The 19,912-nt window shown below is 74.7% G+C and carries 18 protein-coding genes and 2 tRNA genes; 12 read left to right on the top strand and 8 right to left on the bottom strand.

The window, feature by feature from the left end:
- Window positions 1–75 precede the first annotated feature (75 nt).
- Both HCN08_RS12840 and idi read left to right on the top strand, forming a co-directional pair.
- Window positions 76–1,065 (top strand): cation diffusion facilitator family transporter, encoded by a 990-nt coding sequence (locus HCN08_RS12840; protein ID WP_167983151.1) that lies wholly within the window; start codon window positions 76–78, stop codon window positions 1,063–1,065.
- 112 nt (window positions 1,066–1,177) lie between these two features.
- On the top strand, window positions 1,178–1,777 hold the full coding sequence (gene idi / locus HCN08_RS12835; RefSeq protein ID WP_167983150.1) for an isopentenyl-diphosphate Delta-isomerase: 600 nt from the start codon (window positions 1,178–1,180) through the stop codon (window positions 1,775–1,777).
- A 29-nt stretch (window positions 1,778–1,806) separates the two neighbouring features.
- Here idi and HCN08_RS12830 read toward each other — a convergent pair whose 3' ends face one another.
- From HCN08_RS12830 to HCN08_RS12820, 3 genes are all read right to left on the bottom strand, one after another.
- A complete protein-coding gene (locus HCN08_RS12830) occupies window positions 1,807–2,277 on the bottom strand; it encodes an ATP-binding protein (RefSeq protein WP_240970051.1) in 471 nt (156 codons plus the stop codon).
- Window positions 2,278–2,515: 238 nt separating this feature from the next.
- Window positions 2,516–3,403, bottom strand: coding sequence for a DMT family transporter (locus HCN08_RS12825; protein ID WP_167983149.1), 888 nt, complete (start codon window positions 3,401–3,403; stop codon window positions 2,516–2,518).
- A gap of 105 nt (window positions 3,404–3,508) precedes the next feature.
- Window positions 3,509–4,327 (bottom strand): TrmB family transcriptional regulator, encoded by an 819-nt coding sequence (locus tag HCN08_RS12820; protein ID WP_167983148.1) that lies wholly within the window; start codon window positions 4,325–4,327, stop codon window positions 3,509–3,511.
- 298 nt (window positions 4,328–4,625) lie between these two features.
- Here HCN08_RS12820 and HCN08_RS12815 point away from each other — a divergent pair, with 298 nt between their 5' ends.
- The gene (locus HCN08_RS12815) at window positions 4,626–6,674 is read left to right on the top strand and encodes a S53 family peptidase (RefSeq protein WP_167983147.1); all 2,049 of its coding nucleotides are present in this window, start codon (window positions 4,626–4,628) and stop codon (window positions 6,672–6,674) included.
- A 121-nt stretch (window positions 6,675–6,795) separates the two neighbouring features.
- Here the strand turns inward: HCN08_RS12815 and HCN08_RS12810 are convergent, their stop codons facing one another.
- A complete protein-coding gene (locus HCN08_RS12810; protein ID WP_167983146.1) occupies window positions 6,796–8,430 on the bottom strand; it encodes an ABC-F family ATP-binding cassette domain-containing protein in 1,635 nt (544 codons plus the stop codon).
- Between the two features lie 145 nt (window positions 8,431–8,575).
- Here HCN08_RS12810 and HCN08_RS12805 point away from each other — a divergent pair, with 145 nt between their 5' ends.
- From HCN08_RS12805 to HCN08_RS12785, 5 genes are all read left to right on the top strand, one after another.
- A complete protein-coding gene (locus HCN08_RS12805; protein WP_167983145.1) occupies window positions 8,576–10,168 on the top strand; it encodes an acyl-CoA carboxylase subunit beta in 1,593 nt (530 codons plus the stop codon).
- 55 nt (window positions 10,169–10,223) lie between these two features.
- Window positions 10,224–12,335, top strand: coding sequence for an ATP-binding protein (locus tag HCN08_RS12800; RefSeq protein ID WP_322974427.1), 2,112 nt, complete (start codon window positions 10,224–10,226; stop codon window positions 12,333–12,335).
- Complete coding sequence (locus HCN08_RS12795) at window positions 12,332–13,510, top strand: acyl-CoA dehydrogenase family protein (protein ID WP_167983143.1); 1,179 nt, start codon at window positions 12,332–12,334, stop codon at window positions 13,508–13,510. Before HCN08_RS12800 ends, HCN08_RS12795 begins: the two co-directional genes overlap by 4 nt.
- Before the next feature lie 86 nt (window positions 13,511–13,596).
- Entirely contained in the window at window positions 13,597–14,373 is a 777-nt protein-coding gene (locus HCN08_RS12790; protein ID WP_167983142.1) for an enoyl-CoA hydratase family protein, read from the top strand.
- An 80-nt stretch (window positions 14,374–14,453) separates the two neighbouring features.
- A complete protein-coding gene (locus tag HCN08_RS12785) occupies window positions 14,454–15,014 on the top strand; it encodes a TetR/AcrR family transcriptional regulator (protein WP_167983279.1) in 561 nt (186 codons plus the stop codon).
- A gap of 206 nt (window positions 15,015–15,220) precedes the next feature.
- Here HCN08_RS12785 and HCN08_RS12780 read toward each other — a convergent pair.
- Window positions 15,221–15,294: transfer RNA gene (locus HCN08_RS12780), tRNA-Met, on the bottom strand.
- Between the two features lie 148 nt (window positions 15,295–15,442).
- On the opposite strand from HCN08_RS12780, the gene HCN08_RS12775 reads away from it, so the two are divergent.
- On the top strand, window positions 15,443–15,808 hold the full coding sequence (locus HCN08_RS12775; RefSeq protein ID WP_167983141.1) for a hypothetical protein: 366 nt from the start codon (window positions 15,443–15,445) through the stop codon (window positions 15,806–15,808).
- 71 nt (window positions 15,809–15,879) lie between these two features.
- Here HCN08_RS12775 and HCN08_RS12770 read toward each other — a convergent pair.
- Window positions 15,880–15,967: transfer RNA gene (locus HCN08_RS12770), tRNA-Leu, on the bottom strand.
- A 69-nt stretch (window positions 15,968–16,036) separates the two neighbouring features.
- On the bottom strand, window positions 16,037–16,390 hold the full coding sequence (locus HCN08_RS12765; protein WP_167983140.1) for a chorismate mutase: 354 nt from the start codon (window positions 16,388–16,390) through the stop codon (window positions 16,037–16,039).
- Between the two features lie 106 nt (window positions 16,391–16,496).
- Here HCN08_RS12765 and fdhD point away from each other — a divergent pair, with 106 nt between their 5' ends.
- Both fdhD and HCN08_RS12755 read left to right on the top strand, forming a co-directional pair.
- Window positions 16,497–17,342 (top strand): formate dehydrogenase accessory sulfurtransferase FdhD, encoded by an 846-nt coding sequence (gene fdhD / locus HCN08_RS12760; RefSeq protein ID WP_167983139.1) that lies wholly within the window; start codon window positions 16,497–16,499, stop codon window positions 17,340–17,342.
- A 38-nt stretch (window positions 17,343–17,380) separates the two neighbouring features.
- Window positions 17,381–17,755, top strand: coding sequence for a hypothetical protein (locus HCN08_RS12755; RefSeq protein ID WP_167983138.1), 375 nt, complete (start codon window positions 17,381–17,383; stop codon window positions 17,753–17,755).
- Here the strand turns inward: HCN08_RS12755 and HCN08_RS12750 are convergent.
- Window positions 17,695–18,708 carry an NAD-dependent epimerase/dehydratase family protein gene (locus HCN08_RS12750; RefSeq protein WP_167983137.1) on the bottom strand — a complete coding sequence of 338 codons (1,014 nt, stop codon included), beginning with the start codon at window positions 18,706–18,708 and terminating at the stop codon, window positions 17,695–17,697. The two genes, HCN08_RS12755 and HCN08_RS12750, sit on opposite strands and share 61 nt — an antisense overlap.
- 97 nt (window positions 18,709–18,805) lie before the next feature.
- On the opposite strand from HCN08_RS12750, the gene HCN08_RS12745 reads away from it, so the two are divergent.
- Window positions 18,806–19,693 carry a LysR family transcriptional regulator gene (locus tag HCN08_RS12745; protein WP_167983136.1) on the top strand — a complete coding sequence of 296 codons (888 nt, stop codon included), beginning with the start codon at window positions 18,806–18,808 and terminating at the stop codon, window positions 19,691–19,693.
- Window positions 19,694–19,912 lie beyond the last annotated feature (219 nt).

The following is a 19,912-nucleotide window of genomic DNA, read 5'->3' as shown; positions in this document are numbered from 1 at the left end:
CCCGCACGGCGGGACCTCCCCGGCACCCCGCTACAGAACGGCATACGGCAGCGCAAAAGGGAAGGGGACGCGCCGATGGGGGCAGGACACGCCCACGGGCACGGCCACGGCCATGCGCACGGTCACGGGCAAGGTCATGGGCAAGGCCACGGGCACAGCCATGGCCTCGGCGGCGGCACGGCGACGGCCGCGCACCGCGGCCGGCTGCTGACCGCGCTGGGCATCACCTTGCTGGTGCTGGCCACCGAGGTCGTCGGCAGCGCGCTGACCGGTTCGCTCGCGCTGCTCGCCGACGCCGGGCACATGGCCACCGACGCGGCCGGGATCGCGATGGCGCTGCTGGCCGTGCAGATCGCCGCCCGGCCGCCGAGCGAGCGCCGCACCTTCGGCCTGGCGCGCGCCGAGATCCTGGCGGCGGTGCTCAACGCGGTGCTGCTGTTCGGCGTGGGGGCGTTCATCTTCGTCGAGGGGATCAGCCGGCTGGTCTCGCCGCAGCACTTCGCGGGCGGCGCGACGATCGTTTTCGGCCTCATCGGCATGGCCGCGAACACGGTGTCGCTGCTGGTGCTGATGGGCGGCCAGCGGGAGAGCCTGAACGTGCGCGGCGCCTTCCTGGAGGTCATGGCGGACGCGCTGGGCTCGGCGGCGGTCGTGGTGGCCGCGGTGGTCTTCCTGGCCACCGGCTGGCGGCAGGCGGACGCGGTCGCCTCGCTGCTGATCGGCGTGCTGATCGTGCCGCGCACCTGGCGGCTGCTGCGCGAGGCACTGGACGTGCTGCTGGAGGCCGCGCCCCGGGACGTGGACATGGTCGCGGTGCGGCGCCACATCGAGGGCCTCAAGGGCGTGGAGAGCCTGCACGACCTGCACGCCTGGACGATCACCTCGGGGCTGCCGGTGCTGTCGGCGCATGTGGTGGTCAGCCAGGAGGTGCTGGAGGAGGTCGGCTACGAGAAGATGCTGCACGACCTCCAGGGGTGCCTGGGCGCGCACTTCGACGTCGAGCACTGCACCTTCCAGCTGGAGCCGGTCGGGCACGCCGAGCACGAGGCCAAGCTGTGCCACTGACGGCGGCATATCCGTACCGGGCCGGTATTGCCCGGCGTTGACGCGGGTCCGCGGTGCGCGGGTCGCGGGTGAGGCAGACTGAGGACCCGTCGTCGAGCAACGAAGGATGGTTATGCCTACCAGCCCCGCCACCGGCTCCCCCGCCACGCCGTCCCCGGACGGGGCCGCGGAGCCGATCATGCTGGAACTGGTCGATGAGGGCGGTGTGACGATCGGCACGGCCGAGAAGCTGTGGGCGCACCAGGCGCCCGGCCGGCTGCACCGGGCCTTCTCGGTGTTCCTCTTCGACGACGAGGGCCGGCTGCTGCTGCAGCGCCGGGCGCTCGGCAAGTACCACTCCCCCGGTGTGTGGTCCAACACCTGCTGCGGCCACCCCTACCCCGGTGAGCCGCCGTTCGTGGCCGCGGCCCGGCGCACCGCCGAGGAGCTGGGGGCGGCGCCGGCGCTGATGCGGGAGGCGGGCACGGTCCGCTACAACCACCCCGACCCGGCCTCGGGGCTGGTGGAGCAGGAGTTCAACCACCTGTTCGTGGGGGTGGTACGCGGTGAGCTGCGGCCGGACCCGGAGGAGATCGACGACGTCGCCTTCGTCACGGCCAAGGAGCTGGCCGAGCGGCGCGCGGAGGGCGTGTTCTCGGCGTGGTTCGGGACGGTGCTGGACGCGGCGCTGCCGGCGGTGCGCGAGGTGACCGGGGACACCGCGGGCTGGTAGGGCGCCGGCCGCGGGGGGGCTGCGCGGTCTCAGCGGGCCGGCGGCCGGAGCGGCAGCGCCGCCCAGATCACCTTGCCGCCGGTGGCGGTCTGCGCGACGTCGCAGCTGCCGCCGGCCTCCGTGGTGATCGTCTTGACCAGCAGCAGGCCGCGCCCGCCGGTCCTGCCGTGGTCGGTCTCCAGCGCCTTGGGCCGGTAGGGGTGCTGGTCCTCGACCGCGACCCGGATCCAGTCCGCGCCGACCGCGACCTCCACGCCGAGCTCGGGCGAGAGCACGGCGGCGTGCTTGACGGCGTTGGTGACCAGCTCGGAGACGATGAGCAGCAGCCCGTGGAGGATGTCCTCGTCGATCGGCACCCGCAGGTCGGCGACCAGGGTGCGCACCCCGCGCCGTACCTGCGGCACCGAGGCGTCCACGGCGGCGGCCGTGAAGCGCCACACCCCCTCGTACGGCCCGGGCGCCGGCGCCTGATCCTGCGCGATCCTCCCGCGGACCTCCATGACCGTGCCCACCATCGCCTTCTGTTGCGTGTCCGTGCGGGCCCGCCGACGTCCCGGCGGATTCCGCCTCATGCCACGAGTGTCGTGAACGGCGCCCGCCGGGACGCCGGAAAACGTGAAGGTCCGCCTTCTTCGGCGTTTCGCGACCGCTTTCGATCGCCGATGTCACGGGGACGACCGGTTCCGACCGGTCGGGTGCGGCTCGCTGTCATCGCCGCCCGCGGATGCGGGGGCGCGGTCAGCGGACCCGGGTCGCCCCGACGGGCTCGCGCCCGGCGGTGCCGGCCGGCATCGCGGGGTGGCGGCCGAGCAGGACGACGCCGACCACGATGGCCAGCAGCCCGGTCGCCTCCCAGGCGAGCGCGCCGGGGGTGAAGCGCAGCCGGTCACCGAGGAAGCCGACGCCGCAGACGATGCCGGCGATCGGCTGGGCGGCGGTCAGCGAGGGCAGCGACATGCGCAGCGGGGCCATCTCGAAGGCGCTCTGCACCAGCAGCATGCCGGTCAGGCCCAGCGCGCCGACGCCGTAGGGCTGCCAGGAGGCGAGGAGCTGGGCGATGCCGTGGTCCTGGACGATCTGGCCGCACACCCGGGTGAGCGAGTCCTGCAGCCCGTAGAGCAGCCCGGCGGCCAGGCCCAGCAGGGCCGCCTCGCCGGATCTGGGCAGCCGGCGGGCCTTGAGCGTGAGCAGCAGGGCGAGCCCGGCGACGATGCCGAAGACCAGCCAGTGCCGCAGCGCCCCGGCTTCGGCGCCACCGCCCCGGGGGCGGCCGGCGACGATGAAGCCGGTGACGCCGGCGGCGAGCAGCGCGACACCGCCCCAGCCGTTCCAGCCCAGCGGCTGGCCGGTCAGCCGCCGGGAGAGCAGCATCGCGAAGAGCAGGTTGGTGGCGGTGAGCGGTTCGACCAGCGAGATCTCGCCGTAGCCGAGGGCGATCGCGCCGAGGACCTGGCCCGCGACCATCAGGGCGACGCCGAGCAGCCAGTCCGGCATGTGGATCAGGTCGAGCAGCAGCCGGAAGGAGAGGAAGTCCGCGAGCGGGGCACGGGAGGCCGCGCGCTGCTGCAGCACGAACCCGAAGCCGAGGCAGCACGCGGCGCCCACCCCGAGCAGGAACACGGCCACCCGCTCACTGTAGCCCGCGGTGCCGTTGGCACCGTGTCAAGCCGCCCGTCACCGCACCGGCATCCGCCGATGCCCACCGATGTCGGGTGCTGTCGTCCCCGCAGGTCAGGGGGCGGCTGCGGCCGGCACGGTCTGGGCGCCGTCCCAGACGGTCAGGAACGCCAGCCGCAGGCAGGCCGCGAGCGCCGGGTGCTCGATGTAGAGGGCGGTGGTCGCGCCGGTGCCGGCGACCGGGTCGGGCATGTCGCACAGCACCAGGCGGGCGTCGGCGACGACGAGCTTGAGCGGCAGTTCCGCGGTGAAGCGGCACTCCTCGCCGGCCGCGCCGAAGCGGCGGACGTTCTCCAGCACGTCGGCGTCGTCGAGGGCGTCATGGGTGTAGATGGCCCGCACGGTGCCGCCGGAGCGGTGCAGCCGGCGGGTGACCTTGATGCCGGGGGTGTTGGCGGCGGGGGCGACGAAGGGCGGCTTGCAGAAGCTGAGCAGTTCGTGCTGGGCGTGCGCCTGGATGTCGGTGAAGGCCTCGGCGATGGACTTGGGGTCGCGCAGGATCTCGACGTAGTCCAGCGGCACGGTCTGGTCGCGCCCGTCGGTCCAGACCGGCACGAGGGCGGCGGTCAGCGCGCTGGAGACCCGGTCGAGGCGTTCGAGCTGCTCGCGCTGGAGGGCCATCAGCCGGGCGACGGCCAGCTCCGGCGCGATGGCCGAGAACGTCGCTACCCGGCCGGGGTGCGCGACGGCGAGCCTGCGCCGCACCAGCGCGTCCAGCACGTCGTAGACCCGCTGCCGGGGGACGTCGGCGGCGCGGGCCACCTCGGCGGCGGTGTACGACTCGCGGCGCACCAGGGCGAGGTAGACCCGCGCCTCGTAGCGCGCGAGGCCCAGCGCGACAAGGTCGTTGACGGGTCCTTCCTCGGTGTCCATGGCGCCACAACGTATACGTCCCTGATCGTTCCGGGCAGCGGCGGGGTGCCCGGTGAGCGGGCATTCGAGGGAAAGGCTTTGCCATTAGCCGGTAGTCCCTTGGGGTGGCAGTCACTACGTTCATCCTGGCCACCACTGAACGTGGTGGCACTGAACGGACATTGACAGCTCTTGCCAGCGTGATCACCAGTGAACGTGCGCCACACCAGCAGTCCCAGGCGATACCGCTTCGTGATCGGTTGTCATGACCCTGACAAATCCGGCCATCCTCGCGGACGCCCTCGGGAGCCGACCCCCCATGGAGGGCAGTTCATTGCAGTTGACAAGTCCCGGCCTGATCAGACGGGCCGTCCGCCGTGCCGCGGTGGCGGTCGTCGCCACGGGCGCCCTGGTCACCGGCGGCCTGGTCGCCGCCGCATCCCCCTCGGCGGCGGCGGCGATACCCACCACCGGCACCGCCGCCACCGGAGCCACCGGCCCGTCCGCCGGCGCGCACACCGCGCACCTGTGCGCCGCGCCCACCACCGCCGACGCGATGTCCTGCCTGTCGCTGGCGCGCACCGACGTGGTCCACCACCTCGGCATCACCCCCGACGCCACCCCGTCCGGCTACGGCCCGAGCGACCTGCAGAGCGCGTACGCCCTGCCGTCCTCGGCCGGCGCCGGCCAGACCGTCGCCATCGTCGACGCCCAGGACGACCCGAACGCCGAGAAGGACCTCGGGACGTACCGCAGCCAGTACGGCCTGCCCGCCTGCACCACGGCCAACGGCTGCTTCAAGAAGGTCAACCAGACCGGCGGCACCAGCTACCCGACCGCCGACTCCGGCTGGGCCGGCGAGATCTCGCTCGACCTGGACATGGTCAGCGCGGTCTGCCCGCAGTGCCACATCCTGCTCGTCGAGGCCACCAGCGCGAGCATGGCCAACCTGGGCACGGCCGTGAACACCGCGGTCTCGCTCGGCGCCAAGTACGTCTCCAACAGCTACGGCGGCGGCGAGTCCTCCTCCGACACCAGCTACGACTCCTCGTACTTCAACCACCCGGGCGTCGCCATCACCGTCAGCTCCGGTGACGAGGGCTACGGCGCGGAGTACCCGGCCGCCTCGAAGTACGTCACCGCCGTCGGCGGCACCGCGCTGAACCGCGCGAGCGGCACCAGCCGCGGCTGGACCGAGTCGGTGTGGAACACCTCCAGCAGCGAGGGCACCGGCTCGGGCTGCTCGGCCTACGACGCCAAGCCCACCTGGCAGACCGACACCGGCTGCTCCAAGCGCACCATCGCCGACGTCTCCGCGGTCGCCGACCCGGCCACAGGGCTTGCGGTCTACGACAGCTACCAGGCCAGCGGCTGGCAGGTCTACGGCGGCACCAGCGCCTCGTCGCCGATCATCGCCTCGGTGTACGCGCTGGCCGGCACCCCGGCCTCCGGCACCACCCCGGCGTCCTACCCGTACGCGCACACCAGCGCGCTCAACGACGTCACCAGCGGCAGCAACGGCTCGTGCAGCGGCAGCTACCTGTGCACCGCCAAGCCCGGCTACGACGGCCCGACCGGCCTCGGCACCCCGAACGGCACCGCCGCCTTCACCAACGGCGGCTCCACCGGCGGCAACACCGTGACGGTCACCAGCCCCGGCAACCAGTCCACGGTCGTCGGCACCGCGGTGAGCCTCCAGGTCCACGCGACCGACTCCGCCTCGGGACAGACCCTCACCTACTCCGCCTCGGGCCTGCCCGCGGGCCTGAGCATCAGCTCCTCCGGCCTGATCTCCGGCACCCCGAGCACGACGGGCACGTACAACGTGACCGTCTCCGCCTCCGACTCCACCGGCGCCTCCGGCTCGGCGTCCTTCACCTGGACCATCACCACCAGCGGCGGGGGCGGCGGCTGCACCGCCGGCCAGCTGCTGACCAACCCCGGCTTCGAGAGCGGCAACACCGGCTGGACCGCGTCCTCCGGCGTCATCGACAGCAGCAGCGGCGCCCCGGCCCACTCCGGCTCCTACAAGGCGTGGCTGGACGGCTACGGCACCACCCACACCGACACCCTGTCCCAGTCGGTGACGATCCCGGCGAGCTGCACCAGCGCCAACCTCACCTTCTACGTCTACATCTCCACGCAGGAGACCACGTCCTCCAGCGCGTACGACAAGCTCACCGTCGCCGTCGGCAGCACCACGCTGGCCACCTACTCCAACCTCAACGCGACGAGCGGCTACGTGCAGAAGTCGCTGAGCCTCAACTCCTTCATCGGCAAGACCGTCACCCTGAAGTTCACCGGCGCGGAGGATGTCACCCTCGCGACGTCGTTCCTGATCGACGACACCGCCGTCAACGCCAGCTGAGCTACTGGGCCGATGAGCTGCTGAGCTGATCGCCTGCTGAGCCGGTGAACCGGCGGCAAGCGCCCGGGCCGGTCCCCTCGGGGGGGCCGGCCCGGGCGTACGTCCATCGGTCCGCGGCGGCTCAGCTCTCGGTGATCCGGCCGCCGGCGACCGCGATACGGCGGGTGGTGTGCACCGCGTCCAGCATCCGGCGGTCGTGGGTGACCAGCAGCAGGGTGCCGCGGTATTCGGCGAGCGCCGCCTCCAGCTGCTCGATCGCCGGCAGGTCCAGGTGGTTGGTGGGCTCGTCGAGGACCAGCAGGTTGACGCCGCGGGCCTGGAGCAGCGCCAGCGCCGCCCGGGTGCGCTCGCCGGGCGAGAGGGTCGCGGCCGGGCGGGTGACATGGCCCGCCTTCAGGCCGAACTTCGCCAGCAGGGTGCGGATCGCCGCCGGGTCCAGGTCGGGCGCGGGCGCGCGGAAGGCGTCCAGCAGCGACTCGCCGCCGCGGAAGTGGGCGCGGGCCTGGTCGACCTCGCCGACCAGCACGCCGGGGCCGAGCGCGGCGCGGCCCTCGTCCAGCGGCAGCCGGCCGAGCAGCGCGGCCAGCAGCGTCGACTTGCCCGAGCCGTTCGGGCCGGTGATGGCGACCCGGTCGGCCCAGTCGATCTGCAGGTCCACCGGTCCGAAGCGGAAGTCGCCGCGGGCCACGGCGGCGCCGCTCAGCGTCGCGACCACCGCGCCCGAGCGGGGCGCGGAGGCGATGGACATCCGCAGCTCCCACTCCTTGCGGGGCTCCTCGACGGTCTCCAGCCGCTCGATCATCCGCTCGGTCTGCCGGGCCTTGGCCGCCTGCTTCTCGCTGCTCTCGGCCCGCGCCCTGCGGGCGATCTTGTCGTTGTCGGGGGCCTTGCGCAGCGCGTTGCGGGTGCCCTTGTCCATCCAGCCGCGCTGGGTGCGCGCCCGCGCCTCCAGGCCGGCCTTGGTGTCGGCGTACTCCTCGTACTCCTCGCGGGCGTGCCGGCGCGCGGTGGCCCGCTCCTCCAGGTACGCCTCGTAGCCGCCGCCGTAGACCGCGACCTGCTGCTGGGCGAGGTCCAGCTCCACCACCCGGGTGACGGTACGGGCCAGGAACTCGCGGTCGTGGCTGACCAGGACGGTGCCCGAGCGCAGCGAGCCGACGAACTTCTCCAGCCGCTCCAGGCCGTCGAGGTCCAGGTCGTTGGTCGGCTCGTCGAGCAGGAAGACGTCGTAGCGGCTCAGCAGCAGCGACGCCAGGCCCGCGCGGGCGGCCTGCCCGCCGGAGAGGGCCGGCATCCGCTGGTCCAGCCCGACGCCGAGGCCGAGTGCCGCCGCGGCCTCCTCGGCGCGCTCGTCGAGGTCCGCGCCGCCGAGCGCGAGCCAGCGCTCCAGGCCCACCGCGTAGGCGTCGTCCGCGCCGGGCGCGCCGTCGACCAGGGCCTGCGTGGCGTCGTCGAGGGCCTGCTGGGCGGCGGCGACCCCGGTCCTGCGGGCCAGGAAGTCCTTGACGGACTCGTCCCTGCGGTCCGGCTCCTGCGGCAGGTAGCCGACCGTCGCGGTCGCCGGGGTGAGCCGTACGGTGCCGTGCTCGGCGGTGTCGAGGCCGGCCAGCAGCCGCAGCAGCGTGGACTTGCCGGCGCCGTTGACGCCGACGAGGCCGACGACGTCGCCGGGCGCGACGACCAGGTCCAGGCCCGAGAAGAGGGCGCGGTCGCCGTGGCCGGCGGCGAGTTCTTTCGCGATGAGGGTGCCACTCATGAGGAGGCTCATCCTAGAGGGGTCAGAAGGTGGCCGGAAAAGGCCGGTGGCCGCGGAAAGCGGGCCGGAGAAAAACAAGCAGGCGGGCTTGATCGGTCCGGGCGGCGGTGGGACGCTCGGCCCACGCGGAAGGGGGGTGGCGCCGATGGGGCCCGTCTCCGGCCCGGGTGGGCCGCAGTTCGCCGTACGGGCCGCCGCGATGGCGGCCCGGCTGGAGGAGGTCGCCGCCGCGCACGCCGAGGCGCTGGCGGGCGGCGGCCCGAAGTACCGCGAGCGGCACCGGGCGCGCGGCAAGCTCCTGGCGCGGGAGCGCATCGAGCTGCTGCTGGACCCGGACACGCCGTTCCTGGAGCTCTCGACGCTCGCCGGCTGGGGCAGCGACCACCCCACCGGCGCCTCGCTGGTGACCGGCATCGGTGTCGTCGAGGGCACGCAGGTCCTGGTGACCGCCAACGACCCGACCGTGCGCGGCGGGGCGAGCAACCCCTGGACGCTGCGCAAGGCGCTGCGGGCCGACGAGATCGCCCTCGCCAACCGGCTGCCCCTGGTGAGCCTGGTGGAGTCCGGCGGCGCGGACCTGCCGAGCCAGAAGGACATCTTCATCCCCGGCGGCGCGCTCTTCCGCGACCTGACGCGGCTGTCGGCCGCCGGCATCCCGACGATCGCGGTGGTCTTCGGCAACTCCACGGCCGGCGGCGCGTACATCCCCGGGATGTCGGACCACGTCGTCATGGTCAAGGACCGCGCGAAGGTCTTCCTCGGCGGGCCGCCGCTGGTCAAGGTCGCCACCGGGGAGGACAGCGACGACGAGTCGCTGGGCGGCGCCGACATGCACGCCCGGGTCTCGGGCCTGGCCGACCACTACGCCCTGGACGAGCCGGACGCGCTGCGCACCGCCCGCCGGATCGTCGCCCGCCTCAACTGGCGCAGGCACGGCCCCGACCCGCGCCCCGACCCGGCGCCGCCGCTCTTCGACCCGGAGGAGCTGCTGGGCGTCGTGCCGGAGGACCTGCGCACGCCGTTCGACCCGCGCGAGGTGGTCGTGCGGATCGTGGACGGCTCCGCCTTCGACGAGTTCAAGCCGCTGTACGGGCCGAGCCTGGTGACCGGCTGGGCGGAGATCCACGGCTACCCGGTGGGCGTTCTCGCCAACGCGCAAGGGGTGCTCTTCAGCGCCGAGTCGCAGAAGGCCGCGCAGTTCATCCAGCTGGCCGACCAGCGGGACATCCCGCTGCTCTTCCTGCACAACACCACCGGCTACATGGTCGGGCGGGCCTACGAGCAGGGCGGGATCATCAAGCACGGCGCGATGATGATCAACGCGGTCGCCAACTCGCGGGTCCCGCACCTGTCGGTGCTGATGGGCGCGAGCTACGGCGCCGGGCACTACGGGATGTGCGGGCGGGCCTTCGAGCCGCGCTTCCTGTTCTCCTGGCCGAGCGCGAAGTCGGCGGTGATGGGCCCGAGCCAGCTGGCCGGGGTGCTGTCGATCGTGGCCCGGCAGTCCGCGGTGGCCCGGGGCCTGCCGTACGACGAGGACGCCGACGCGGGCCTGCGCGCGGCGGTGGAGCAGCAGATCGAGGCGGAGTCGCTGCCGCTGTTCCTGTCGGGCCGGCTCTACGACGACGGCGTCATCGACCCGCGCGACACCCGGACGGTGCTGGGCCTGTGCCTGTCGGCGGTGCACGGGGCGCCGGTGGAGGGGGCGCGCGGCGGTTTCGGGGTCTTCCGGATGTGAAGGGGTGTCATTCGTGGGCGGCGTCCGGGACGGGAAGGAGGCGGGGCCGGTGGAGGTGCCGATCGGGACGGTGCTGGTGGCGAACCGGGGGGAGATCGCCCGCCGGGTCGTCCGCAGCTGCCGGGCGCTCGGGGTCGCGGCGGTCGCCGTCCACTCCGACGCCGACGCGGGCGCCGCGCACGTACGGGAGGCGGACGCGGCCGTACGGCTGCCCGGGGAGGCGGCGGCGGACACCTATCTGCGGGCCGACCTGCTGGTCGCGGCGGCCCGGGCGGCGGGGGCGGACGCCGTGCACCCCGGCTACGGCTTCCTGTCCGAGAGCGCGGACTTCGCCCGGGCGGTGGAGGTGGCGGGCCTGACGTGGATCGGCCCGCCGCCGCGGGCCGTCGCGGCGATGGGCTCCAAGACCCGGGCGAAGGAGCTGATGGCGGCGGCGGGCGTGCCCGTCCTCGCCGCGCCGGACCCGGCGGCGGTGACGGCCGCGGACCTGCCGCTGCTGGTGAAGGCCGCGGCCGGCGGCGGCGGGCGCGGCATGCGGGTGGTACGGGACCTCGCCGCGCTGCCCGCGGAGCTGGCCGCCGCCCGGGCCGAGGCGACGGCGGCCTTCGGGGACGGCGAGGTCTTCGTCGAGCCGTACGCGGAAGGCGCCCGGCATGTCGAGGTACAGCTGCTCGCGGACGCCCACGGCACGGTGTGGGTGCTCGGCGAGCGGGACTGCTCGCTCCAGCGCCGCCACCAGAAGGTCATCGAGGAGACCCCGGCGCCGGGCCTGCCGCCCGAGGTGCGCACCGCGCTGCACGAGGCGGCGGCCCGGGCCGCCGCCTCGATCGGCTACCGGGGCGCGGGCACCGCGGAGTTCCTGGTCGCGGCGGACGGCCGGCCGTACTTCCTGGAGATGAACACCCGGCTCCAGGTCGAGCACCCGGTGACCGAGTGCGTGACCGGACTTGACCTGGTGGCCTGGCAGATCCGGATCGCCGAGGGCGCCGCCCTGCCGCCGGACCCGCCCGCCCCGCGCGGCCACGCGGTGGAGGCCCGGCTGTGCGCGGAGGACCCGGCGCGCGGCTGGCAGCCGCAGCCCGGGGCGCTGCACCTGCTCGACATCCCCGGGGTGGACGCGGAGTTCACTGTCCCGCCGGGCCGCGAGGCGGGCCTGCGGCTGGACTCGGGCGTCACGGGCGGCGAGCGGATCTCCGTCCACTACGACCCGATGCTCGCGAAGGTCGTCGCGTGGGCGCCGACCCGCGCGGAGGCGGTGCGCCGGCTGGCGTACGCGCTGGAGCGGGCCCGGCTGCACGGCCCGGTCACCAACCGGGACCTGCTGGTACGGGCGCTGCGGCACCCCGCCTTCGCCGCCGCGCGGCTGGACACCGGCTTCCTCGACCGGTACGCCGCCGACCTGGGCCTGGCCCCCGCGGTGCCGGGCTCCCCTTCCCCCGCGGACGCGGCCTCCTCCCCTGTGGACGCGGCCTCCTCCGCCGGCCCGGGCCGGGTCGCCGCGCTCGCCGCGGCCCTCGCGGACGCCGCCCGGCGCACGACCGCGCCCGGAGCGCCGGTGCCCGCCACGCTCGGCGGATGGCGCAATGTGCCCTCGCAGCCGCAGGTCAAGCGCTACCGGGCCGAGCCGGACGGGGAGACGTACGAGGTGCGCTACCGCCTGGAGCGGGACGGGGCACTGGCCGCCGAGGGCTTCGCGGGCGTGCGGCTGGTCGAGGCGGGCGCGGACCGGGTCGTGCTGGAGGTGGCCGGTGTGCGGCGGGCGTACGAGGTCGCCGACTATCCGGACCGGACGTTCGTGGACTGGCCGGGCGGGTCGGCCGCCTTCACCGTCCTGCCGCGTTTCCCCGCGCCGGAGCGGGAGGCCGCGCCCGGTTCGCTGCGGGCGCCGATGCCCGGCACGGTGGTCCGCACCGCCGGGCTCGCGCCGGGCGACCGGGTAACGGCGGGCCGGCCGCTGCTGTGGCTGGAGGCGATGAAGATGGAGCACGTCATCGCCGCTCCCGTGGCGGGGACGCTGCTCGAACTCACCGCGGAGGTGGGGCGGCAGGTCGAGCGGGGGGCCGTACTCGCGGTCGTCAAGGAGGACGTTGCCGCGTCGGACGGGGCCGGGGAAGAACGCGCCGGAGAAGAGCACACCGGGGACGAGCGGGAGGGGAAAGAGCCGTGAGCAGCTTCGACAGCGCGCTCCTGGAGGGCGAGGAGCGGCGCGCCCTGCGCAAGGCGGTCGCGGCGCTGGGCCGCCGCTACGGCCGGGAGTATTTCGCCGCCGCCGCGCGGAACGGCACGCAGACCGACGAGCTGTGGCAGGAGGCGGGCCGGCTCGGCTACCTCGGCGTCAACCTCCCCGAGGAGTACGGCGGCGGGGGCGCGGGGCTCGCGGAGCTCGCGATCGTGCTGGAGGAGCTGGGCGCGGCGGGCTGCCCGCTGCTGCTGCTCGTGGTCTCCCCCGCCATCTGCGGCACGGTGATCGCCCGGTTCGGCACGGACGCGCAGCGGCGCCGCTGGCTGCCCGGTCTCGCGGACGGCTCGCTGCGGATCGCCTTCGGCATCACCGAGCCGGACGCCGGCTCCAACTCGCACCGCATCACCACGACCGCCCGCCGCGACCCGGCGACCGGCGGCTGGCGGCTCACCGGCCGCAAGGTGTTCATCTCCGGTGTGGACGTCGCCGACGCGACGCTGGTCGTGGGCCGGACCGAGGACGCCCGCACCGGCCGGCTCAAGCCGTGCCTGTTCGTCGTCGAGCGCGGCACACCGGGCTTTGCCTACCACCGCATCGAGATGGAACTGGCCGCGCCGGAGAAGCAGTTCGAGCTGGTCCTGGACGATGTGGCGCTGCCCGCGGACGCGCTCGTCGGCGACGAGGACGCGGGGCTGCTCCAGCTGTTCGCCGGGCTCAACCCGGAGCGGGTGATGACCGCGGCCTTCGCGGTCGGCATGGGCCGCTACGCCCTCGGCCGGGCCGTCGACTACGCCCGTACCCGGCAGGTGTGGTCCACCCCGATCGGCGGCCACCAGGCCGTCGCCCACCCGCTGGCCCGGGCGCACATCGAGCTGGAGCTGGCCCGGCTGATGATGCAGAAGGCCGCGTATCTCTACGACGCCGGGGACGACATGGGCGCGGGCGAGGCGGCGAACATGGCCAAGTACGCTGCGGCGGAGGCGTGCGCGGGGGCCGTGGACCAGGCGGTGCACACGCTGGGCGGCAACGGGCTGACGGCGGAGTACGGCCTGGCGTCGCTGCTGACGGCGTCGCGGGTGGGGCGGATCGCGCCGGTGAGCCGGGAGATGATCCTCAACTTCGTCTCGCACCACACGCTGGGGCTGCCGAAGTCGTACTGAGGCCCGCTGTCGTGCCGGGGCCCGCCGCCGTACGCAGGCCCGTGCCGCTTGCCGCTCGTTGGGCTCGTTGGGGAGGAAGACCCGCCGTGACCGATACGCCGACCGATCCGTCGCCCCGTCCGCCGACCGATACGCCGCTGGTGCGCCGGCGCACCGACCGTGCCGTGGCCGTGCTCACCCTGGACTCGCCGCACAACCGCAACGCGCTGTCCGCCGCGCTCATCGCGGAGCTGTCCGCGGGCCTCGCGGCGGCCGGCGCGGACCCGGCGGTGCGGGCGGTGCTGCTCACCCACACCGGCGGCACGTTCTGCTCGGGCGCCGACCTGAAGGCGGACGGCCCGGGCGGCGGGCCGCAGCTGCTGGTGGAGCTGATGCGGCAGGTCGCCGGGCTGCCCAAGCCGGTGCTCGCGCGGGTGGACGGGCACGTACGGGCGGGCGGCCTCGGCCTGCTCGCGGCCTGCGACATCGCGGTGGCGGGCCCGGCGGCGAGCTTCGCCTTCACCGAGGTACGGCTCGGGCTCGCCGCGTCGGTCGCGTCGATCCCGGTGCTGGCCCGGGCGGACCGGCGGGCCGCGGCCCGCTACCTGCTCACCGGCGAGCGCTTCGATACCGCGGAGGCGGTACGGATCGGCCTGGTCACGGCGGGGGAAGAGGCCCTGGAAGGCATCCTCGCCGGGCTGCGCGCAGCCTCACCGCAGGGCCTCGCGGCGACCAAGGAGCTCACCGCGCTGCCGCTCCTCCAGGCGCTGGCGGCCGACGGCGACCGGCTGGCCCGGCGGAGCAGGGAGCTGTTCGGGTCCGCGGAGGCCGCCGAGGGCGTCCGGGCCGCCCTGGAGCGCAGGGACCCGCCGTGGGCGTGCTGACCGGCGGCTCGGCCCGGCCCCCGGGCGAGGCGGCGCGGCCCGAGCGGGAGCCCAAGCAGGACCGGAGCCGGGCGACGCGGATGCGGGTGCTGGAGGCGGCGGTGGCGTGCCTGGCCGAGCACGGCTGGTCCGGCAGCACGGTCACGGTGGTCTGCGCCCGTGCCGGGGTGTCCCGGGGCGCCGCCCAGCACCACTTCCCGACCCGCGAGGAGCTTTTCACCGCGGCCGTCGCGCATGTGGCCGAGCAGTGGCTCACCGCGGTGCGCGAACGGGCCCGGTCCCTGCCGCGCGAGGGCCCCGACCGTACGTACGCCGTCGTGGACCTGCTGGTCGCCGTGCACACCGGGCCGCTCTTCCGGGCGGCCCTGCACCTGTGGACGGCGACGACCGCGGAGGAGGGGCTGCGGCCGGGGGTGGCCGCGCTGGAGACCCGTATCGGGCGGGAGGCGCACCGGCTGGCGGTGGAGTTCCTGGGCGCGGACGAGTCCCGGCCGGGGGTGCGGGAGACGGTCCAGGCGACGCTGGACATGGCGCGGGGGCTGGGGCTGGCGAATCTGCTGAGCGACGACTCGGCGCGGCGGTCGGGAATCGTACGGCAGTGGGCGGCGGTGCTCGACCGGGTGCTCCACGAGGACCCGTAGCGCCCAGCCTGAGCAGGCCTGAGCGGGCCTCGGCGCCTGCCGTCCATCGGGCTGTACGATCCCGCCCTACCGCCCGCTCCCCCGCGAGGGCGCCCCCGCGGGCCCGCACCGCACCGGCGCCCGGCACCACCGCGGACCCGGCGCGTAGAACACCCGGCGAACAGCAGGAAGGCCCGGCGCCTGCCGGCACCGGGCCTTCCTCTTTGTAGCGGGGACAGGATTTGAACCTGCGACCTCTGGGTTATGAGCCCAGCGAGCTACCGAGCTGCTCCACCCCGCGTCGGTGAACTTCACTTTACGGGTTCGGCTCGCTCACGCCAAATCGTTTGTCCGCAGCCGGGCCGGACGGCGCCGGAACGGGGCTGATGGGCGGGGCGGCGGCGAGGCTATGCTGGCTCGACGGCACGAAAGGGACGGGGGTCTGGCGTATGGATGGTCTGTGGTGGCTCATTCCGGTCGTGCTGTTCGGCAGCGGCGTGGTCGGTGAGCGGGTCAAGGACTTCACCAACCGGCGCCACAAGCACAAGCTGGAGCTCATCAAGGCCGAGGAGCGCAAGCAGAGCGCGCTGACCGCGGCCAACCGCCCGCCCGAGCCGATCTGCGGCTGCACCCACCACCTGGCGATGCACGGCAAGGACGACGGCAAGTGCCACGCGGTGGTCGAGACGCCGTCGCTGTGGGACGCCGACCGCAAGCCGCTCCAGTACGAGACGCAGCAGTGCAACTGCCAGCAGTACGTCGGCCCCGAACCGCTCGGCACGGTCTACGCCCCCGAAATCACCGACCTGCGCTGATCCCCCCCGGCCCCCGCCCGACCCGGGTTGCCGGAGCGCAGAAAAACCCCTGCTGGGCAGGGGTTTTCCGGTGGTGTCCGAGGGGGGACTTGAACCCCCACGCCCGATAAAGGGCACTAGCACCTCAAGCTAGCGCGTCTGCCATTCCGCCACCCGGACGGGGTGTGTCGCCGCGACCGGTCGGGTCGGGGTGACGGGGTCAACGATACCAAGGATCGGGAGTGGTTCTCACCTGCGATTCGGGGTGCCCTGCTGGGGGCGGGCGGCGATGGCGCGGTGGTGGCGGACGACCTCGTCGATGATGAAGTTGAGGAACTTCTCCGCGAAGGCGGGGTCGAGCCGGGCGTCCTCGGCCAGGCGGCGCAGGCGGGCGATCTGGGCGGCCTCGCGGGCCGGGTCGGCCGGGGGGAGGTCGTGGGCGGCCTTGAGCTCGCCGACCTGCTGGGTGCACTTGAAGCGCTCGGCGAGCAGGTGGACCAGGGCCGCGTCGAGGTTGTCGATGCTGCCGCGCAGCTCCCGCAGCCGTGCCAGGGCCCGCTCGTCGTCGCCCAGGTGGTGCTCGGCGGTCGGCTGGTCGCTCATCTCAGGTCTGCCATCCTGGTAGGTCCGTGGTGCACGGCTGCGCGGTCCGGGGATCACCCTATGGCACGCTCACCTGGTGCGGGACGCGGAGGGAGAGAGGTCGGGGATGGGACGGGTCACCGAGCGGCGGCGGGTGCTGCGGATCCGCGGGGCGGCGGTCGCGCACCGGGCCGACACGCTCGTCGCCGAGGAGCCGCTGGAGATCCGGCTCAACGGCCGCCCGCTGGCGATCACCATGCGCACACCGGGTGACGACTTCGCGCTGGCCACCGGCTTCCTGGTGAGCGAGGGCGTGCTCGCGGCGGCCGGCGAGGTGGCCAACGTCGTCTACTGCGCGGGCGCCACCGCGGACGGCTCGAACACCTACAACGTGGTGGACGTGACGCTCGCGCCCGGCGTGCCGGTGCCCGACATCACGCTGGAGCGCAATGTCTACACGACCTCGTCGTGCGGGCTGTGCGGCAAGGCGAGCCTGGACGCGGTGCGGACGGCGACCCGGCTGCCGGTGGACCCGGCGGGCGGGCCGCGGCTGACGCCCGGGGCGCTCGCGGCGCTGCCGGAGCGGCTGCGGGAGCGGCAGGCGGTCTTCGACCGCACCGGCGGGCTGCACGCGGCGGCGCTGTTCGACGCGGACGGCACGCTGCTGGACGTACGCGAGGACGTGGGGCGGCACAACGCCGTGGACAAGCTGGTGGGGCGGGCGCTGCGGGAGGGCCGGCTGCCGCTGGCGGACCAGGTCCTGATGGTGTCGGGCCGGGCGTCGTTCGAGCTGGCGCAGAAGGCGGTGATGGCCGGTATCCCGGTGCTGGCCGCGGTGTCGGCGCCGTCGTCGCTCGCGGTGGACCTGGCCAGGGAGAGCGGGCTGACGCTCGTCGGTTTCCTGCGCGGCGACTCCATGAACGTCTACGCGGGCGAGGACCGTATCGCACTGGCGTCCGTCCCGGCAGACTGAGCGCGGCCACTCCCCCGACCTGCCCGAGGAGCCCCGCGGTGTTCGTGCTCGCCGTCACCCTGACCGTCCTGCTGCTCCTGGAGGTGGTGCCGTCGGCGCTCGCCGCGCTGACCCGCTTCGGGCCGGGGGTGGAGCGGCTGGACGGCCTGACCCGGCTGGGGCTGCGGGAGGGCCGCAACCAGTGGGTGGTGCCGGCGGTCGGGGTGATGCACGGCGCCGCGACCGCCGCGGTGATCGCCGGGACAGGGCGGCCCGCCTACGGTGTCGTGGGCGGGGCCGCCGAGACGGTCTTCTTCTGCTGGGTGCTGCTGCGCCAGCTCCGGCACGGCGACCGGGGCCGGGAGCTGTTCGCCTACTGCCTGTTCTCCTCCTGGGCGGCGGCCGTGCTGGTGGTGGCCGCGCTGCGGCTCTGACCTGGGGCGGCCTGCCGGGCCATCGCGGCAAGCCCCTCCCGGGCGGAGCGGAAGGCGGGGCGCCAGCCCAGTTCCTCGGCGGCGAGCGCGGTGTCGACCCGCAGGTTCGTGCCCAGCACGGCGTGGACGTAGCCGAGCGGGCGCATCGCCCAGCGCGGCAGCGTCAGGGGCCGCGGCAGCCCGAACACCTCGGCGGTCAGCCGGACGTGCGCGCCGAAGCCGAGCGGGTCCTGGTCGGCGATGTTGTACGCCTGCCCCGGCACGCCGTGGTCGACGGCCAGCGCGAGGGCCGCGGCGGCGTCGCCGAGTTCCACCCACGGCAGCACCAGGCCGCGGTCGGGGGTGACGGGCAGGGCGCGCCGGCGCAGCAGTTCCAGCAGCGCCTCGGTGCCGCCGGGGCCGTAGAAGAGGCCGAAGCGCAGGGCGATGCCCTCGATGCCGTCGGCGGTCAGCGTCAGCTCCTCCTTGGTGCGCAGGCCGGCCAGGGTGCGTTCCAGGGCGGCGCTGGTGCCGGGCGGGCCGAAGGGGGTGCCGGCCTCGGTGCGGGGGCGGTCGCCGAAGTCGCCGTAGCCGTATCCGAAGACCATCGACTCGGCGATGAAGCGGCGGGCGCCGACCTCGCGGGCGGCGTCGAGCAGGTGGCGGGTGCCGCGGGTGCGCAGGGTGTTGGTGGCGGCCATGTCGGCGTGCCGGGCGGGCGGCTTGCGCAGCGCGGTGGCGGCGTGCACGACGACGTCGGCGTGCCGGCCGTCGACGGCCCGCAGCAGCGCGTCGCGGTCGTCGAGGTCGGCGCGTACGTCGTTGCCGGCGCCGCGGCCGAGGGCGAGCACCCGGTGTCCTGCGGCGGTGAGGGCGCGGGCGGCGTGCCGGCCGAAGACGCCGGTGGCGCCGGCGAGCAGCACGGTCGTACCGGTCGCGGGGCGGGGCCGCGGGGAGCGGTTGTCGTCTGTCATGACGGTGCGACGGACGGCGCCGCCCGGAACGTGACATCGATCAGGTTGGCCGGTTACCGCCGGGACCGCCATCACGTACCGCGATAACGTGCGGGCCATGTTCGAGCCGGCCCAGTTGCGGACCTTCCTCGCCGTGGCCCAGACGCTGAGCTTCACGCGGGCCGCGCACCGGCTGGGCCTGCGGCAGTCCACGGTCAGCCAGCACGTACGGCGGCTGGAGGAGGCCGCGGGCTGCCGGCTGTTCCTGCGGGACACCCACGCGGTGGAGCTGACCGAGGACGGCGAGGCGATGCTGCGGCTGGCCCGGCCGATCCTGGAGGCCAACGAGCGGGCGGCGGCGTATTTCGCCGGCACCCGGCTGCGCGGGCGGCTGCGGGTCGGGGTCGCCGAGGAGGTCGTGCCGACCCGGCTGCCGGAGATCCTGGCGGCCTTCCGCCACGACCACCCCGAGGTGGACCTGGAGCTGGCGGTGGAGCTGTCCGGGGCGCTGCACCAGCGGCTGGACGCGGGCGGGCTCGACCTGTGCCTGGCCGAGCGGTCCGGCGCGGACGGGCCGGGGCGGCTGGTGTGGCGGGACAAGCTGGTGTGGGTCGGCGCCGACCGGCTGCGCCTGGACCCGCGGCGCCCGGTGCCGCTGATCGGCCACCCGGCGCCGGGGGCGGGCCGGGCCCGGGCGGCGGAGGTGCTGGAGCGGCACGGCAGGGCGTGGCGGCCGGCGGGCACCAGCGCGTCGCTGGGCGGCCTGGTGGCGGCGGCCCGGGCGGGCCTGGGGGTGATGGCGCATCCGCAGGGGCTGATTCCGGCCGGTCTGGTACGTGTGCTGGCGCGCGCGTACGGGCTGCCGGACCTGGGCAGCGTGGACTTCGTGCTGCGGCAGGGCCGGCCGGGCGGCCCGGTGGAGGAGGCGGCGGCGGACGCGCTGGCCGAGGCGATCCTCGCCGGCGGCGGCCTGCTCCACCGCCCACTCGCCCTGACCGGCCCCTGAGCCGCCGACCGTGCCATGAGCCGACCGGCCCGTGACCTGCCTGGCGGCCCCTCGGTGCCTGGTCAGAGCCCGTCGGGGGTGGAGCGGCCGTGACCGGCGCGGGCAGATTTGGTGGAGATCCGCGCCCGCCCCGCCCGCCCCGCCGGAACGGAATTCGCGCCGATGGCCTTGTCACGGCCGGAAACCGCCGTTCGACCAGCACAGACGTCCGATTCACCG

The organism is Actinacidiphila epipremni, assembly GCF_012034175.1.
Classification (GTDB): domain Bacteria; phylum Actinomycetota; class Actinomycetes; order Streptomycetales; family Streptomycetaceae; genus Actinacidiphila; species Actinacidiphila epipremni.
Note: the sequence above shows the minus strand (reverse complement) of the source record. Positions and strands in the feature narration are given on the sequence as shown.

Excerpts from the sequence above, each read along its gene's own strand:
- HCN08_RS12840 (WP_167983151.1), top strand. The coding sequence starts at position 76 with ATGGGGGCAGGACACGCCCACGGGCACGGCCACGGCCATGCGCACGGT.
- idi (WP_167983150.1), top strand. The coding sequence starts at position 1,178 with ATGCCTACCAGCCCCGCCACCGGCTCCCCCGCCACGCCGTCCCCGGAC.
- HCN08_RS12830 (WP_240970051.1), bottom strand. The coding sequence starts at position 2,277 with ATGGAGGTCCGCGGGAGGATCGCGCAGGATCAGGCGCCGGCGCCCGGG.
- HCN08_RS12820 (WP_167983148.1), bottom strand. The coding sequence starts at position 4,327 with ATGGACACCGAGGAAGGACCCGTCAACGACCTTGTCGCGCTGGGCCTC.
- HCN08_RS12815 (WP_167983147.1), top strand. The coding sequence starts at position 4,626 with ATGGAGGGCAGTTCATTGCAGTTGACAAGTCCCGGCCTGATCAGACGG.
- HCN08_RS12810 (WP_167983146.1), bottom strand. The coding sequence starts at position 8,430 with ATGAGTGGCACCCTCATCGCGAAAGAACTCGCCGCCGGCCACGGCGAC.
- HCN08_RS12805 (WP_167983145.1), top strand. The coding sequence starts at position 8,576 with ATGGGGCCCGTCTCCGGCCCGGGTGGGCCGCAGTTCGCCGTACGGGCC.
- HCN08_RS12785 (WP_167983279.1), top strand. The coding sequence starts at position 14,454 with ATGCGGGTGCTGGAGGCGGCGGTGGCGTGCCTGGCCGAGCACGGCTGG.
- HCN08_RS12775 (WP_167983141.1), top strand. The coding sequence starts at position 15,443 with ATGGATGGTCTGTGGTGGCTCATTCCGGTCGTGCTGTTCGGCAGCGGC.
- HCN08_RS12765 (WP_167983140.1), bottom strand. The coding sequence starts at position 16,390 with ATGAGCGACCAGCCGACCGCCGAGCACCACCTGGGCGACGACGAGCGG.
- fdhD (WP_167983139.1), top strand. The coding sequence starts at position 16,497 with ATGGGACGGGTCACCGAGCGGCGGCGGGTGCTGCGGATCCGCGGGGCG.
- HCN08_RS12750 (WP_167983137.1), bottom strand. The coding sequence starts at position 18,708 with ATGACAGACGACAACCGCTCCCCGCGGCCCCGCCCCGCGACCGGTACG.
- HCN08_RS12745 (WP_167983136.1), top strand. The coding sequence starts at position 18,806 with ATGTTCGAGCCGGCCCAGTTGCGGACCTTCCTCGCCGTGGCCCAGACG.